This window comes from Hymenobacter antarcticus, from assembly GCF_039539545.1.
Taxonomy (GTDB): Bacteria; Bacteroidota; Bacteroidia; order Cytophagales; family Hymenobacteraceae; genus Hymenobacter; species Hymenobacter antarcticus.
Genome location: NZ_BAABDI010000006.1, coordinates 153,442 through 169,508, shown reverse-complemented (window position 1 = coordinate 169,508; position 16,067 = coordinate 153,442). Strand labels below are relative to the sequence as shown.

The following is a 16,067-nucleotide window of genomic DNA, read 5'->3' as shown; positions in this document are numbered from 1 at the left end:
CAACTCACGGCCCGCTTTCCCAAGCAAATTCATGCCGTTACGGCCCAAGGTTTCTTCCTCAAAATCGTCCTCTTCATCTTTGTGCACGCCCTCGACCAAGCCGGCATATAGTCCGCAACTTGGGTTAGCTAACAGCTTAAAATGAACAAGCTCATTCAAGGCATCGTCGGGTTTTCGCTGAAAAACCGCTTTCTTATCTTCTTCCTCACGGCCCTGCTGGTGGTGGGGGGGAGCTACAGCTACCTGCACACGCCGATTGAGGCGTTTCCCGACGTTACCAATACCCAGATTATCATCGTGAGCCAGTGGCCCGGCCGCTCGGCCGAGGAAGTGGAGCGCTTCGTGTCGGTGCCCATTGAGGTGGCCATGAACTCGGTGCAGAAGAAGAGCAACATGCGCTCCATCAGCATGTTCGGGCTGTCGGTACTCAAAATCAACTTCGACGACGACGTGGAGGACTTCTACGCCCGGCAGCAGGTGAACAACCTGCTGGCCGGCGTGAACCTGCCCGAGGGCTGCGAAAACCACGTGCAGCCGCCCTACGGCCCCACCGGCGAGATTTTTCGCTACACCGTGCAGGGCCCCGGCCGCTCCACCAACGAGCTGCTGACCCTGCAGGACTGGGTGGTGGAGCGCCAGCTCAAAGCCGTGCCCGGCGTGGCCGACATCGCCGCCTTCGGCGGCACCCGCAAGGTGTATGAAATCACGGCCGAGCCCGCCCTGCTCCAGAAGTACGGCCTGACCCCGCTGGAAGTGTTTCAGGCCGTGCAGCGCTCCAACGTGAACGTGGGCGGCGACGTGATTGAGAAAAACGGCCAGGCCTACGTGGTGCGCGGCATCGGCCTGCTGGAGAACGCCGAGGAAATCGGCAACATCATCGTCAGCCAACTCAACGGCACGCCCATTCTGGTGCGCAACGTGGCCCGCGTGAGCGAAGGCCACCTGCCCCGCGTGGGCCAGGCCGGCCTCAACGCCGACGACGACGTGGTGGAAGGTATCGTGATTATGCGCAAGGGCGAAAACCCGGCCGAGGTGCTGGGCCGCGTGAAGGCCAAAATCGAGGAGCTCAACACCAAGGTGCTGCCCAAGGGTGTGCGGCTGGTGACCTTCTACGACCGCGACGTGCTGATGAATAAGTGTACGACCACCGTCATTCACAACCTGCTCGAAGGCATTGTGCTGGTCACGCTGGTGGTGTTTCTGTTCATGGCCGACTGGCGCTCCACGCTCATCGTGGGGCTGGTGGTGCCGCTGGCGCTGCTGTTTGCCTTCATCTGCCTGCGCCTGAAGGGCATGAGCGCCAACCTGCTCAGCATGGGCGCCATCGACTTCGGCATCATCATCGACGGAGCGGTGGTGATGGTGGAAGGGATTTTCGTGGTGCTCGACCACAAGGCCCATCAGGTGGGGATGCCCGTGTTCAACAAGCTGGCCAAGCGCAGCCTCATCAAGCGCACCGGCGGCGAGCTGGGTAAGGCCGTGTTCTTTTCCAAGCTCATCATCCTGACCTGCCTGCTGCCCATTTTCGCCTTCGAGAAAGTGGAAGGCAAGATGTTCTCGCCCCTGGCCTGGACGCTGGGCTTTGCCCTGATTGGGGCCCTGCTGCTGACCCTGACGCTGGTGCCGGTGCTGGCCAGCATCCTGCTCAACAAAGACGTGCGGGAGAAGAACAACCCCATCGTCAACTTCTTCGACAAAATCGTCGTCAACGGCTTCGCCTTCACGCTGCGCAACCGGGCCCTGAGTCTGGTGGTATCCTTTAGCTTGATGGGCGCGGTGCTGTACTCGTTCAACTTCCTCGGCTCGGAATTTCTGCCCGAGCTGAACGAGGGTGCGCTGTGGGTGGAAGCCAAGCTGCCCATGTCCACCTCGCTGACCGAAACGACCAAGCAGGTGGGAGAATTTCGCAAAATCCTCGGCTCGTTTCCGGAAGTGAACGGCGTACTGAGTCAGACCGGGCGCTCCAACGACGGCACCGACCCCTCGGGCATGTACTACGTGCAGTGCCAGGTGAACCTCAAGCCCCAGGAGGAGTGGAAACGCAAAATCACCAAGGAGCAGCTCATTGACGAGATGGACGCGCGGCTGCGCCAGTACCCCGGCATCATCTTCAACTATTCGCAGCCCATCATCGACAACGTGGCCGAGGCCGTGGCGGGCATCAACGCCTCGCTGGCCGTGAAAATCTTCGGCCCCGACCTGGAAACCATCGACCGCAAGGCCGACTCCGTGGCCACCATCCTGCGCGGGGTGCGCGGGGTGAAGGACCTGGGCATTCTGCGCAACCTGGGCCAGCCCGAGATGAGCGTGGTGCTCGACCAGAACCGCATGGCCACCTACGGCGTGGTCACCGCCGACGCCCAGGCCGTGGTGGAAATGGCCATCGGCGGCAAGGCCGCCAGCCAGCTCTACGAGGGCGAGCGCAAGTTCGACATCCGGGTGCGCTACCCGCAGCAGTACCGCAGCACCGAGGCCGAAATCGGGGAGCTGCGCGTGCCCACCCTGCGCGGCGGCCGGGTGGCCCTCAAGGAAGTGGCCACCCTGCGCACGCTCAACGGCCCGGCCTCCATTTACCACGACAACGGGCTGCGCTTCATCGCCGTCAAGTTCAGCATCCGCGACCGGGACATGGGCTCAACCATTGCCGAGGCGCAGAAGAAGGTCAACGCCCAAATTCACCTGCCCAAGGGCTACCGCATTGCCTGGGCCGGCGAGTTTGAGAACCAGGTGCGGGCCACCGAGCGCCTGACCCAGATGGTGCCCGTGGCGCTGGTCATCATCTTCATCCTGCTCTTTATCACCTTCGGCAACGGCAAGGACGCGGGCCTGGTGCTCATCAACGTGCCGTTTGCCCTCATCGGCGGCATCGTGGCCCTGCACCTCACCCGCGTCAACTTCAGCATCTCGGCCGGCATCGGCTTCATCGCGCTCTTCGGCATCTGCATTCAGAACGGGGTGATTCTCATCACCGTCTTCAAGCAGAACCTGCGCCGCAGGCTGCCGCTGGATGAAGCCCTGCGCCAGGGCGTGGCCTCCCGCGTGCGCCCCGTGGTGATGACGGCCCTCATGGCCATGATTGGCCTGTTTCCGGCCGCGCTGAGCACCGGCATCGGCTCCGAAACGCAGAAGCCGCTGGCCATTGTCGTCATCGGCGGGCTGGTGTCGGCCACGGTGCTCACGCTGCTGATTTTCCCGCTCGTGTTCCGCTGGTTTTATCGCAGTGGCAACCAGGCCCCGCCACCGGCCGTGGCCGCCACGCACGACGTGCCCCACCTGCAGCCCGCCTGAGCCGAATGTATAAAATGGCAGGCCCAAAAGAAGGCCGGCAAGCAGGTATCGAGGGTCTCAGTGGAGGTGTTCGACACATTGACCATGACCTCTTTGCGCTACACGGCCGTGGGCCGAGGATGAGCCGGTTTAATGAAGTAGTGCTCAATGCCGTGTACGTCGTAGACCTGGTCAAAGACGTGGCGGCCGCAATGCACGTGATGGGGTATGTTGCCAAATTGCCCCTCGTTATCGGTCAGCACGGTATGCCCCTGGCCGCCACACCAGCACCTGGCGCAGAAAGCCCGCGGCAATGGCTGGTGTGGCGGCCAGGGGCAAACGCATCCACATCCAGGCAGGGGAATCGGGCATTTACCGCCAGATGGGCCAATGGCAGGCATGGGGTCGCCCACGCGACGAAACACACCTGCGATTACTGCTGCTCCAGGCGCTTAATCATCGCCTGCATCTCGCCGATTTCCCGCTTTTGGGCAGCGATAATGCCATCGGCCAGCTTGCGGACTTCGGGGTCCTGGATGGTGGCCCGCTCGCTGGTGAGAATGGCGATGGAATGGTGGGGAATCATGGCCTTCATCCAGCGTGTGTCGTTCACGAAGGTCTGGCTGCGCACCATTATCAAGGCGCCAATGAACAGCGTGAGGCTGGCCCCCATGATAATTCCGTTCAGGGTTTTGTTGGGGTACATCATGGGCATCATCAGCAGCATGACCACGGCCATGGCCGTCACCATCAGCACCGTCATGTAGAAGCGGGTGAGGCTGAAATAGACGTGGCCGAGCTCGTAGGTGTTGAGGTACATCACCACGTACATGATGACGAAGGAGATGCCCAGCGTCAGCAGAAACTTGCGGTAGTGGCCCTGGGCCATGGGGGCGGCAGGCGTGGAAGGATTCATCATCGAAAAAGGGAATAAACGGGAAACGCGCGCTGATTCCAACTCTTGGAATGGAGGCCTTTATTACCCCAACGGGCGTTGAATGACGATGGTTATGTCACCATCCGGCCGCCAAACTGGTTAAGAAACAGCGGCCGTGGCGGTGTTGCCGCCCAGATTACCCGCACCTTTGCCTATTCTATGCCCGATTCTCCCTCTCGCTATGCCCGCGCGCTGGCCTGGTTCGACCGCGTTTTTATCCAGCCGCTGTATACGGCACGGGTGCGGCGCCTCATCCTGCAAAGCTTCCCCTTCTGGATTGCCTCGCTGCTGACCGGACTAATGGCCGTGGGCTACGAAAAGGTTTTTGCCTGGGCCGAGGAAGTGAGCTTCGCCTGGCTGCGCCGGGAGCCGCTGCTGGCCTTTGGGCTCACGCCGCTGGCCTTCCTGGGGTCGTGGGCGCTGGTGAAGTGGCTGGCCCCGGCGGCGCGGGGCAGCGGCATCCCGCAGGTGATGGCCGGCATTGAGCTCTCGAACCCCGCGCAGCACCGCCACACGGCCTACCTGCTGAGTTTGCGGGTGGCCGTGGTTAAGGTTCTGAGCAGCGTGGTGCTGCTGCTCGGCGGCGGCGTTATTGGGCGGGAGGGCCCCACCATTCAGGTGGCGGCGGCCATTTTCCGGACCATCAACCGGCTGCAGCCGGCGGGCTGGCCGCAGCTCTCGCGCCAGATTGCGCTGGTGACGGGCGGGGCGGCGGGCCTGGCGGCGGCCTTCAATACCCCGCTCGGCGGCATCGTGTTCGTGGTAGAGGAGCTGACCCAGATTCACCTCTCGCGCTTTCGCATGGCCGTGTTCAGCGCCGTCATTATCGCCGGGCTCACGGCCCAGCAGTTTCTGGGCTCCTACCTGTACCTGGGCTTTCCCAAAATCACCTCCCCCGCCGGCTGGTACCAAGTGCTGGTGATGGTGGCAGCCGTGGCCTGCGGCCTGGCGGGTGCGTATTTCGCCAAAACCCTGCTCTGGCTCAATGGCTACCGCAAGCGCTTTGCCACGCCGCTGGCGCAGGCCGGCTGGGTGATGAGCTGCGGCCTGCTGCTGGCCGGGCTGGCCTACCTGGTGGGCCCCGATGGCGTGGGCACGGGCAAGCCCATCATCAACCGGCTGCTGTTTCAGAACGATGGCGTGACGCCGGGCTACCTGTTTCCGGTGCGCTTCGCGGGCATGGCCCTGAGCTACAGCAGCGGCGGGGCGGGCGGCGTATTTGCCACCTCGCTGAGCGCGGGCGCGCTGCTCGGGGATGCCATCGCGCAGCTGGCGCACGTGGCCGTGGCCGACCGCAACCTGCTGATACTGGTAAGCATGGTGGGCTTCCTCACCGGCGTGGTGCGCTCGCCGTTCACGGCCGCCATCCTGGTGCTGGAGATGACGGACCGGCACTCAGCCATTTTCCAGCTGCTGATTGGGGCGATGCTGGCCCAGGCCGTGGCCGCGCTCGTCGACCCGCACTCGCTCTACGAGCACCTGCGGCAGGGCTTCATCCGCGAAACGCTGAGCCGGGAAGGCCCGCCGGCAGCAAGGGCCGCAGCCATCCCCGCAGTTTCTACCCCGCAGCCGTAGCCGGCCGTTTCCACAAACTTCAACCGCCAAGAGCCGTTATTCTTAAAGATGAGTTTATTTTCCTTTTCAGCCGCGCTCCTGACGCTGGCCGCCCTATTTTCCTATTTGAATGCCCGTTTCTTGCGCCAGCCGGCGGGGATTATGTTTTTGCTGCTGGGCGTGGTCGCGGCGGCTGGTGTGCTGGCCGGGGGGCATATCGTGCCGGGCTTCACGGTCAGCGTGCGGGCCGCGCTGGTGCAGTTCGATTTCACGGAGTTCCTGATGGGCTCAGTGCTGAGCTTTCTGCTCTTTGCCGGCTCGCTGCACGTGCGGGTGGAGGCGCTGAAAGCCGTGTGGCGCAGCATCGCGGCTTATTCTACGCTGGGCGTGCTGCTGGCCACGGGGCTGGTGGGCGTGGGCACCTACGGCCTGCTGCACCTGGCCGGCGCGGGGCTGCCGCTGCTGCCGTGCCTGCTATTCGGGGCCCTTATCGCGCCCACCGACCCCATTGCGGTGCTGGGCATTCTCAAAACCACGGACCTGGACAAGAACATCGAAACCAACCTGGCCGGGGAGTCGCTCTTCAACGACGGCTTCGGGGTGGTGGTGTTCGTGACCTTGCTGGAGCTGGCCACGCCGGGCCAGGTGCCGAGTGTGGGCTCGGCAGCGCTGCTGCTGCTGCGCGAGGCCGGGGGCGGCCTGCTGGCCGGGGCGGTGCTGGGCTACGTGGGCTACCGCCTCATCCGTTCGGTCGACCACTTCCAGACCGAAGTCATGCTGACCCTGGCTCTGGTGATGGGCGGCTACGCGCTGTGCCACACGCTGGGCGTGTCGGGGCCGCTGGCCATGGTGGTAGCGGGCCTGGCCATCGGCAACGTGAGCCGCAGCGAAGCCGTGTCGGACACCACTCGCGACTACCTGGAGAAGTTCTGGGAGGCGCTGGATGAGGTGCTCAACGCCGTGCTTTTCGTGCTGATGGGCCTGGAGCTGGTGGTGATTGGGTTCAGCCCGTTCTACCTGGGGCTGGGCGTGGTAACGGCGGTACTGGCCCTGCTGGTGCGCTATGTGGCCCTGGCCCTGCCCACCCGGCTGCTGGGCCTCTCGAAGCAGCTGCCGCCGCGCACGTTGGTTATTCTGAGCTGGGGCGGGCTGCGCGGGGGCATTTCGCTGGCCCTGGCGCTGGGCCTGCCCGCGGGCCTGCACCCGGAAGTATTTGTGCCGATGACGTTTGCCGTGGTGTTGTTTTCGGCTGTGGTGCAGGGGTTCACGTTAAAGCGGCTGTTAGGCCTGCTCGCCCCGCGTTCTGCCTGACCGGGCCACCGGTCCTACTGTTGATATTCGTACCAATTCTAATGACTCCCACCCAACACTATTTCTCCAACGCCGTCGGCTCGGTCGATTTTGTACCCGAAGACGGTTACTTGCTCCTCCATTGGTCGGGCGCGCCCATGACTGGCCCCGAATTTCGGGCGCTCTATGCCCACGCCCATAACCTGCTGCGGCGCTACCAGTTGCGGGGCATTCTGGCCGACCACCGCGCCATGCCCGCCGCCCCCGCCCCCGCCGACCGTGATTGGCTGCTGACCACCTGGCTGCCCGCCGTGCTGGAAGACACCGCCTTCGAGCGCTATGCCGTGGTGCCCGCCATTGCCCCCGATAACCGCCTGCACACCCCCGCCGTGGCCGAGCACATGCGCCGCGTGGTAACGACGGCCTTATTTACCGATATTTCGCCCGCCGCCGAATGGCTACGGAACGATGCACCAGCGACCTAGCGTGTGCTTATAGTAGCCAGAAAGTCTGTCAAACTGAAAAGGACAGCATGCTTTGACTTCGCGGATACCAGATGAAGCACGACCGTTCTTGAGATGGATTTTAGTGACTTTCCCCCCACCTTAGTAAAGAATAAGCCCCCACTCGCCACCTATGCTGCAAGTACTGCGCCGCTTTCTGCACACCCGCTTTCTGCTCACCAACGAAGACATAGCCGGCCCGGCCCAGATTCAGGCCGACGTGGTGTCCGGCATTTCCTTCCGGGGCCCTAACCTGTGGGTGCTGATTTTCGCCATCCTGGTGGCCTCGGTGGGGCTGAACGTGAATTCCACGGCGGTTATCATCGGGGCCATGCTCATCTCGCCGCTCATGGGGCCCATCGTGGGCATTGGCTATGGCGCCGCTACCCTGGAGCTGGGCCTGATTCAGCGCGGGCTCAAGAGCCTGTTCACGGCCTCGATGTTAAGCCTGCTGGTGTCGGCGTTCTACTTCCGCCTCACGCCCCTCACCGACGCGGGCTCCGAGCTGCTGAGCCGCACCCAGCCCACCACCTGGGATGTGCTCATTGCCCTGTTTGGCGGCGCGGCCGGGGCTGTGGCCCTCGCCCGCAAAGGCCACAGCAATGCCGTGCCGGGCGTAGCCATTGCCACGGCCCTGATGCCGCCGCTGTGCACGGCCGGCTACGGGCTGGCCACGGCGCACTGGTCGTTTTTGTTCGGGGCGCTGTACCTGTTTTCGATTAACTGCGTGTTCATTGCGCTGGCCACGTTTCTGGTGTGCCGGGTGCTGCCGCTGCCCAAGCATACCTTCGTCAGCGTGAAGCGGGCGCGGCGGGTGCAGCTCAGCATCTGGGCGGTGGCCCTGCTCACGGCCGCGCCCAGCGTGTACCTGGCCGTGGGCATCGTGCGCGACGGCACGTTCACGCACAACGCCCAGCGCTTCGTGGAAGAGCAGCTGAACCTGCCCGGCACCTTCGTCGTCACCAGCCGCATTCTGCCCCGGCCGCGCACGCTCAACGTGCTGCTGGCCGGCCAGCGCCTCACCCCGACCCAGCTGCAAAAAGCCCGGACCCAGCTGCCGCGCTACCGCCTGGCCGGGGCCGTGCTCACCGTGCGGCAGGGCCTGGCCCGCCTCGATTCGGCCGACACCCAGGCCCTGCGCAGCAGCGTGCTCGAAGACGTGCGCAGCCGGCAGGAGCAAACCCTGGTGGGCTACGAAACCCGCATGGCGCAGCTTCAGCAGCTGCTGGCCCACCCCGATAGCGCCACCGCCGGCCTGCCCGGCACGGCCGCCCTGCTGCGCGAGGTGCAGGTGGAGCACCCCGCCGTGCGCCAATTGGGCCTGAGCCGCCTGGTGCGCCCCGCCACCGACTCGCTGCGGGCCGATACCACCCTGCTGGTGGCTGTGCGCACCCGCCGGCCGCTGCCGGCCGCCGAACAGCAGCGCCTGACCACCTGGCTGCGCCTGCGGGCCGGCGGCCGGCTGCCGCTGCAACTACTCGTAACGCCTATTGCCCCGGCCAAAAGGCGCTGATTTCAAGGCTGGGGCCCTCGCATCGCTGCCACAGGCCGGGGTTCGTCCCGGCCGCACCCACCTGTGCCGGAACGAACTTACCCCTCCCAACCCCGTAACACTAACTAGTCTTACGTGCTTTCAAGCGCATTTTCAATAAATAATACCCCGCATTATGAAGTGTTTTCCCACAGGCCTCAACTACTTATTTGTCCTGGTCTGCCTCGCCGGTAGCGGCTGTTCGCTGGGTCGTTCGGCGAGCGACGACCTCAAATCGACCAACCCCGCCGTGGCCCTCCAGGCCCAAAAGGTGGTTGACCTTCAGCAGCAGGTAGATGCGCAGGAGAAAGTGTACAACGACCAGAGAGACGCCGTAAGAGACCGGGAGAAGGCCGTAGACAAACAGAAAGAAGAGGCCGATGTCGAGAAGAAGCGCCTCGAAGCCCTGAAGAATCAACTCGACGGTGCCAAGCAGAACCTGAAGGGCGTGAAAACTCAGGCCAAAACGCAGTAGCGGGCGGGGTATCAATGGTCGGTTGTGCAATGGTCGGTTGTCAGGAAAGAATTGGCACCCAGACAATTGATGCCGAATAACTACCTGCCAACTTCTTACTCATGAAGTATTTCCTAACCGGGCTGCGCTACCTGCTGGCCACGCTGGGCACGTTGGCGCTGCTGGTGACCCTGGTTTCGGTGGTACCATCCAATGAATGGTGGGTGCAGGTGCTGGGCTTCCCCCGGCTGCAACTGCTGGTGGTGCTGACTGTAGTGCTGCTGGGGTGGGTGGCGCTGGGCTGGCCGGCGCATCGGCGGGTACGGCAGGGGCTGCTGCTAAGCTTAGGAGCTGGCATATGCGTACAGGCCTTTTTCCTGTGGCCCTACCTGCCCTTCGCGCCCAAAGATGTGCCAGATGCTCCTGCGGGTGCCACCACTCGATTAAGTATTTTGGTAATCAATGTATTGCTAAAAAACCGGGAGGGTGAGCGCCTGCGGCAGCTGGTGCAGAGCGTGCAGCCCGACGTGCTGCTGGCCCTGGAGCCCGACGCCTGGTGGGCGAAGGCCCTGCGGCCCTTGCAGCCCGACTACCCCTACCGCATCGAGCGGCCCAACTCCGATGCTTACGGCATGATACTCTACTCGCGCCTGCCGCTGGCTGATACGCAGGTGCAGTACCTGCTCCAGGACGGCGTGCCGTCCATTCGCACGCGGCTGCGGCTGCCCGATGGCCGCCAGGTCACGTTTTTTGGCATTCACCCCACGCCGCCCGTCCCCGATACCTACCCCGATGGCGTGGGCCTGCGCGGGAAAGCGCTGAAAAAGGTGACCAATGCGGTGCAGCAGAATGAGCGGCCCACCATCGTGGCCGGCGACTTCAACGACGTGAGCTGGTCGAGCACGATTCACGAGCTTACCCGCGACGGGGACCTGCACGACGTGAACCTTGGGCGCGGCCTCTACAACACGTTCAGCGCCCGCTCGTGGCTGATGCGGTGGCCTATCGACCACTTTTTTGTCAGCGAGCCGTTTAAAGTAGTGGGGTTGAAGCGCCTGCCCGACGTGGGCTCCGACCATTTTCCGCTGTATGTCGAGCTGGCACTGCCTGATAAGTAAGCGTTTCACTGGTAAGCATGCAGTTACACAGACTCACATTTCTAACCTAACCCATTAACCCGATGCCCACCTTTTCTTTCTCCCATACCTTGCTCTTGGTCAGCGCCTTTGCCTTGGCCAGCTGCCAATCGGGGGCCGACACGCCCGTGGCTACAGACCTCAACTCAACCAACCCGGCTGTGGCCGAGCAAGCCCGCAAAGTGCAGGAATTATCCACCCAAATAGAACGTCAAAAGGCCGTTATCGAAACCGAAAAGGCCAAGCTCACCGCCATTGAGCAGCAGCTGGAAGGGTCGCGGCAAAACCTGGAAGGCATCAAAAAAGAAGTGCAGGCAACTCCCTAAAGACCAGCTGCCTGACCGGTTGACGCGGGAATAATCTCCGCACTTCTTTACTCTCTTGCACTTCCTTTTTAGCTAATGGATTTTTCTATCGCCTGGCAGAAAATCAACCAGATGGGCCGCGATTTTATGGCCCTGCTGCCCAACCTGCTCTTTGGGCTGGTGGTGTTTGTGGTGTTTATTTTCATTGCCCGCGGGGTGCAGTCGCTGGTGGAGCGGCTGGTGCAGAACCGGGGCCAAAGCCAAAGCCTGAAGCTGCTGCTGAGCCGCTTGTCCTACGTGGCCGCCCTCCTGCTGGGCATTCTGATTACGGTCACCATCGTGGTGCCCAGCTTCACGCCGGCCAGCCTCATCAGCGCGCTGGGCGTGGGGGGCGTGGCCATTGGCTTTGCCTTCAAGGACATTTTTCAGAACTTCCTGGCCGGGGTGCTGCTACTGGTGACCGAGCCCTTCAGAATCGGCGACCAGATTAAGTACAAGGACTTTGAGGGCACGGTCGAAACGATTCAGACGCGGGCCACAACCATTAAAACCTACGATGGCCGGCGGGTGGTTATCCCCAACGCCGAGCTGTTTATCAACGCCGTGACGGTGAACACGGCCTACGAGCAGCGCCGCCTGCAATACGACATCGGCATTGGCTACGGCGACGATATCGGCAAGGCCCGCCAGCTCATTATTGAAGCAATGAAGGGCGTGGATGGTGTGCTGGCCGACCCCGCGCCCGAGGCGCTGGTGGTGGATTTGGCTGGCAGCAGCGTCAATATCCGCGCCCGCTGGTGGATTAATCCGCCGCGCCGCGCCGACATCATGGATGCGCAGGACCTGGTGCTCGAAGCCATCAAAAACACGCTCACGGCCCACGGCATCGACCTGCCGTTTCCCACCCAGCAAATCCTGTGGCACAACCAGACCGAACTCACCGATGGGGACCGCAAAAGCCAGCGCGAAGGCTGGCCCACCGGCAAGGGCGACGTACCTCAGTCGCGGGCCGAAGGGCGGCAAGAGAAACAAGAGCAGCAGTAAGAGCAGCGCGCTGCCACCGATGCCGCCCCACCGGAGCAAGTGGAAAAGGCTGCTGATTGAAGCCCGCACCTGGCCCGTAGCAGGCAAGCGGAAGCAAAGCGAATGCACCGGGACCAAGTGCAGCCACGTATCAGCGGGTATACCACCGCCCTGTTTTTTACTGCATGATTGAGATTCACCGCACGTTTGACTTGCTTTCGAACAAGCTTTTGGGCTGGGTGCAGCAGTTTATTCTGCTCCTGCCCAACCTCCTCATTACCCTGCTGGTACTTGTAGCCACGGTGTTTGCCGCCCGGCTCACGCGGCGGGCCCTGGCCAGCGTGCTGCCCCGGGTATCGCCGGGGGCCGTCACGCTGCACAGCCTCATCAGCACGCTGGCCTACGCGGCGGTGCTGCTGGTGGGTGCTTTTTTCGGGCTGGAAGTGCTGGGGCTCGATAAGACCGTGACCTCGCTGCTGGCCGGGGTCGGTATTATTGGTTTGGCGCTGGGCTTTGCCTTTCAGGACATTGCGGCCAACTTCATCAGCGGCATTATTATCGCCGTGCAGCGGCCTTTCACGGTGGGCGACGTGATTCAGACCGACTCCTTTTTCGGCACCATCGAGCGCATCAACCTGCGCACCCTCGACCTGCGCCAGGTAACCGGCGAGCTGGTGCGGGTGCCCAACCGCAAGGTGTTCGAGGGTGCCGTCACCAACTTCACCGTCACTACCCGCCGCCGCGTGGATGTGGAATGCGGCGTGGCCTACAGCTCCGACCTGGCCCAGGTGCGCGAGGTGGTGCTGGCCGCCATGCAGGATTTCCCCGAGCTGCTCACCGACCAGCCGCCGCAGGTGATGTTCACCGCCTTCGCCGACAGCGCCATCACCTTCAGCCTGCGCTTCTGGATTCCGTACCGCCGGCAGGTGGACTATGTGGGGGCCAAAAGCGAGGCCATTATGCGCATCAAGCGGGCTTTTGACGCGGCCGGTATCGTTATTCCCTTCCCCATGCGCACCCTGGAGCTGCCGGCCGAGGTGCTGGCCCGGCTGGGCAGGGGCTTGTAGTATATGCTTCAGCTTGTGCGGCGTTGAACAGCCAGTCTGATGTTTTTGGCGAAGCGCAGCCGCTGCACAAGCTAAAGCATGTGCTACAAGGCACAACCCCAGCCCCCCGAACGGGGTACCCTATACCGAACCCGCCCCGCCCGCCGGGGCCAATGCATACCAATTCCGCAACCTGATGACGAAACATACCTATGACATGGGCCTGGTAGGCAACTGCGCCTTCCTGGGCCTCATTGGCACCGATACGGCCGTGCGCTGGCTCTGCTGGCCGCGCTTCGACAGCAGCTTTGTGTTTGGCAGCCTGCTCGATGAGGACAAGGGCGGCGAGTACAGCATCCGGCCCGCCGCCGGCATCACCGCGCCGGGCCGGCAGTATTACCAGCCCAATACCAACGTGCTGTGCACCGAAATCGAAACCGAGGACGGCCGCTACCGCGTCACCGATTTCGCCCCCCGCTTCCCGCAGTACGAGCGCTACTACAAGCCCCTGATGTTTATCCGGAAGGTGGAGCCGCTGAGTGGCGCGCCGCGCATCCGGGTGGCCTGCCGGCCGGTGGGCAAGTACGGCGAGCTCGCCCTCACGCGCCGCCGCAGCTCCAACCACATTGCCTTTCTGGGCCTGGAAGAGGAAATCCGCCTCACCACCAACATCCCGCTGACCTACATTTTCGACGAGGAAGACTTCGTGCTCAACGAAACCAAGTACCTCGTGCTCACCTACGGCGCGCCCCTGGAGGCCCCGCTGGAAAGCACCGCCGAGCGGTTTCTGCTGGGCACGGCGGCTTACTGGCGCGACTGGGTGAAGAGCACCAGCATCGGCAGCTTCCACCAGGAGCAGGTCATCCGCTCGGCCCTGGCCCTGAAAATCCACCAGTACGAAGACACCGGGGCCGTGATTGCGGCCACCACCACCAGCCTGCCCGAAGCGCCCGGCAGCACCCGCAACTGGGACTACCGCTTCTGCTGGATGCGCGACACCTACTACATCCTCACGGCCTTCAACAACATCGGCCACTTCGAGGAGCTGGAGCGGTATTTCCACTTCATCGCCAACATCAGCACCAAGGTCAAGGACAAGTTCCAGCCGCTCTACGGCATCGGCGGGGCCTCGGAGCTGACGGAGACGGAGCTGCCGCTGGCCGGCTATCTGGGCAACCAGCCCGTGCGCATCGGCAACGACGCGTACACCCACATTCAGAACGATGTGTACGGGCAGGTGCTGGTAGCGCTGCTGCCGCTTTATGTGGATAGCCGCTTCCGCGACCCCGAGCGCGTGGCCCCGCTGGGCCTGGTGGAAGAGTGCCTGCGCCTCATCGAAACCACCATGGACCAGCCCGACGCCGGCCTTTGGGAGTTCCGCCACATTGCCCAGAAGCACTGCTACACCTACCTCTTCCACTGGGCCGGCAGCCACGCCGCCCGCCGCGTAGCCCAAAGCATAGGCGACACCGCCATGGAGGCCCGCGCCACCCGCCTGCTGAACATGGCGCAGGAGCGCCTGGAGGAATGCTTTAACGCCGAGCGCGGCGTGTACACCAACGCCATCGGCTCGCCCCACCTCGACGCCAGCACCATTCAGCTCATCACCATGGGCTACCTCGACCCGTCGTCGGAACGCGCCAAACACCACCTGGCCGAGCTGGAAAAGGAGCTGATGACGCCCGAGGGCCTCTTCTACCGCTACCGCCACCCCGACGATTTCGGTACGCCCGAAACCACCTTCCTCATCTGCTCCTTCTGGTACGTGGAGGCCCTGGCCTGCGTCGGCCGCGTGGATGAAGCGGTGGTCGAGTTTGAAAAGCTGACCAAATACGCCAACCACCTGGGTTTGCTGAGCGAAGACGTGGACGCCAAAACCGGCTCGCAGTGGGGCAATTTCCCGCAGGCTTACAGCCACGTCGGGCTGGTGAATGCCGCCTACCGCATCGCGCACCGGCTGGACAAGCCGAGTTTTGTGGGTTGATTTTGAACGCGCCAACGAAGCGTTTCTACCGCTTCGCCGGCGCGTTCATCTTGCTGCCCAAGGCTTCGCGCACGAAGCAAACCCGGACCGGGGGTGAGCCGCCGGCGCTACGGCACCAACTCGTGCAGCGGGCCGGGCAATGCCCCCCGGCCCGGTACCGAGCCGTTGGGGCGGGCCCAGGGCTGGAGCGGCTCCAGCGGCAGGGCCAGCAGGCGGGTCACCGGCAGCTCCGCGGCTTCCGGGTAGGCCGGCACCCCGATGGTAATGGCCTGCTGCGGCACGTTCAGGCGCAGGGTGCGGTGCAGCCGGTCCCAGAGGGTGAGGACCACGCCGAAGTTGCTGTCCGTTTCGCGCTGCACCTGCGAGTGATGGATGCCGTGGGTGCGCGGCGTTACCATTAGGCGCACCAGTTGGCGTTCCACGTCAAAGGGCAATCGCCAGTTGCTATGATGAAAAGCCGTACAGGCTTCAAACACCGCTTCGAAGCCCAGCGCCGTGGCCGGCCGCACGCCCAGCAGCGCGGGCAGGGCCGCCCGCCAGGGAATGCTGGCCAGCATCTCGCCAAAGTGAAAGCGCCAGGCCGTGGTCAGGTCCATGTCCAGGTCGGAGTGGTGCACGCGGTGCAGCCGCCACAGCACCGGGGCGTGCAGCAGCCGGTGCCAGGTATAGCCCAGGTAGTCGAGCAGCAGCACTTCGGCCGCCAGGCGCAGCGGGGCGGGCAGGTGGGCCAGCACCGGCCGGCGCGGGGCCCAGTTTTGGGCCAGGCCCACCATGGCCGGCAGCAGGGTGAGGCGCATGGCTGGGAGCGAGGGCGCGGCCAGGGCCACGTTGCGTAGCCACCGCTCGGGCCGGGGGTGGGTACGGCGGCGCAGGGGCCGGCGGGTTTCCAGCAACAATAGTCCCAGGGCAGCCACAGCCAGGGCGGGGCCGGCCCAGCGGTCGAAGCGGCGCAGCAGGGGGGAGAAAAGGGGAAGCAGCGCCACGGCGATAAGACTAAGTGAGTGGAAGAGAGGATAACAATGAAACCTAATACCCCG

14 protein-coding genes and 1 pseudogene are annotated in these 16,067 nt (G+C 63.6%); 12 read left to right on the top strand and 3 right to left on the bottom strand.

Annotated elements, in window-relative coordinates:
- Together ABD819_RS21505 and ABD819_RS06920 are read left to right on the top strand one after the other, a co-directional pair.
- Positions 1–111 (top strand): annotated as a pseudogene (locus ABD819_RS21505) (IS982 family transposase); the annotation flags it as partial.
- 30 nt (positions 112–141) lie between these two features.
- Entirely contained in the window at positions 142–3,288 is a 3,147-nt protein-coding gene (locus ABD819_RS06920; protein ID WP_345122428.1) for an efflux RND transporter permease subunit, read from the top strand.
- Positions 3,289–3,516: 228 nt separating this feature from the next.
- On the opposite strand, the gene ABD819_RS06915 is transcribed toward ABD819_RS06920, so the two are convergent.
- Positions 3,517–3,639 (bottom strand): hypothetical protein, encoded by a 123-nt coding sequence (locus ABD819_RS06915; RefSeq protein ID WP_345122426.1) that lies wholly within the window; start codon positions 3,637–3,639, stop codon positions 3,517–3,519.
- A gap of 61 nt (positions 3,640–3,700) precedes the next feature.
- Entirely contained in the window at positions 3,701–4,186 is a 486-nt protein-coding gene (locus tag ABD819_RS06910) for a DUF305 domain-containing protein (RefSeq protein WP_345122424.1), read from the bottom strand.
- A gap of 177 nt (positions 4,187–4,363) precedes the next feature.
- Here ABD819_RS06910 and ABD819_RS06905 point away from each other — a divergent pair, with 177 nt between their 5' ends.
- The 10 genes from ABD819_RS06905 to ABD819_RS06860 all read left to right on the top strand — a co-directional run bounded on the left by ABD819_RS06905 (position 4,364) and on the right by ABD819_RS06860 (position 15,030).
- A complete protein-coding gene (locus ABD819_RS06905; RefSeq protein WP_345122422.1) occupies positions 4,364–5,779 on the top strand; it encodes a chloride channel protein in 1,416 nt (471 codons plus the stop codon).
- Between the two features lie 48 nt (positions 5,780–5,827).
- A complete protein-coding gene (locus ABD819_RS06900; RefSeq protein WP_345122420.1) occupies positions 5,828–7,069 on the top strand; it encodes a cation:proton antiporter in 1,242 nt (413 codons plus the stop codon).
- 41 nt (positions 7,070–7,110) lie between these two features.
- Positions 7,111–7,533 carry a hypothetical protein gene (locus ABD819_RS06895; RefSeq protein WP_345122418.1) on the top strand — a complete coding sequence of 141 codons (423 nt, stop codon included), beginning with the start codon at positions 7,111–7,113 and terminating at the stop codon, positions 7,531–7,533.
- A 151-nt stretch (positions 7,534–7,684) separates the two neighbouring features.
- Positions 7,685–9,064 carry a DUF389 domain-containing protein gene (locus ABD819_RS06890; protein ID WP_345122416.1) on the top strand — a complete coding sequence of 460 codons (1,380 nt, stop codon included), beginning with the start codon at positions 7,685–7,687 and terminating at the stop codon, positions 9,062–9,064.
- Positions 9,065–9,218: 154 nt separating this feature from the next.
- Positions 9,219–9,557: a hypothetical protein gene (locus tag ABD819_RS06885; RefSeq protein WP_345122414.1), complete on the top strand. Its 339-nt coding sequence runs from the start codon at positions 9,219–9,221 to the stop codon at positions 9,555–9,557.
- Positions 9,558–9,658: 101 nt separating this feature from the next.
- Positions 9,659–10,654, top strand: coding sequence for an endonuclease/exonuclease/phosphatase family protein (locus ABD819_RS06880; protein ID WP_345122412.1), 996 nt, complete (start codon positions 9,659–9,661; stop codon positions 10,652–10,654).
- 62 nt (positions 10,655–10,716) lie between these two features.
- Complete coding sequence (locus tag ABD819_RS06875; protein ID WP_345122410.1) at positions 10,717–10,998, top strand: hypothetical protein; 282 nt, start codon at positions 10,717–10,719, stop codon at positions 10,996–10,998.
- Positions 10,999–11,073: 75 nt separating this feature from the next.
- A complete protein-coding gene (locus ABD819_RS06870; RefSeq protein ID WP_345122408.1) occupies positions 11,074–12,021 on the top strand; it encodes a mechanosensitive ion channel family protein in 948 nt (315 codons plus the stop codon).
- 164 nt (positions 12,022–12,185) lie between these two features.
- A complete protein-coding gene (locus tag ABD819_RS06865; RefSeq protein WP_345122406.1) occupies positions 12,186–13,067 on the top strand; it encodes a mechanosensitive ion channel family protein in 882 nt (293 codons plus the stop codon).
- Positions 13,068–13,242: 175 nt separating this feature from the next.
- Positions 13,243–15,030 (top strand): glycoside hydrolase family 15 protein, encoded by a 1,788-nt coding sequence (locus tag ABD819_RS06860; RefSeq protein ID WP_345122405.1) that lies wholly within the window; start codon positions 13,243–13,245, stop codon positions 15,028–15,030.
- 107 nt (positions 15,031–15,137) lie between these two features.
- On the opposite strand, the gene ABD819_RS06855 is transcribed toward ABD819_RS06860, so the two are convergent.
- Positions 15,138–16,013: a sterol desaturase family protein gene (locus ABD819_RS06855; RefSeq protein ID WP_345122404.1), complete on the bottom strand. Its 876-nt coding sequence runs from the start codon at positions 16,011–16,013 to the stop codon at positions 15,138–15,140.
- Positions 16,014–16,067 lie beyond the last annotated feature (54 nt).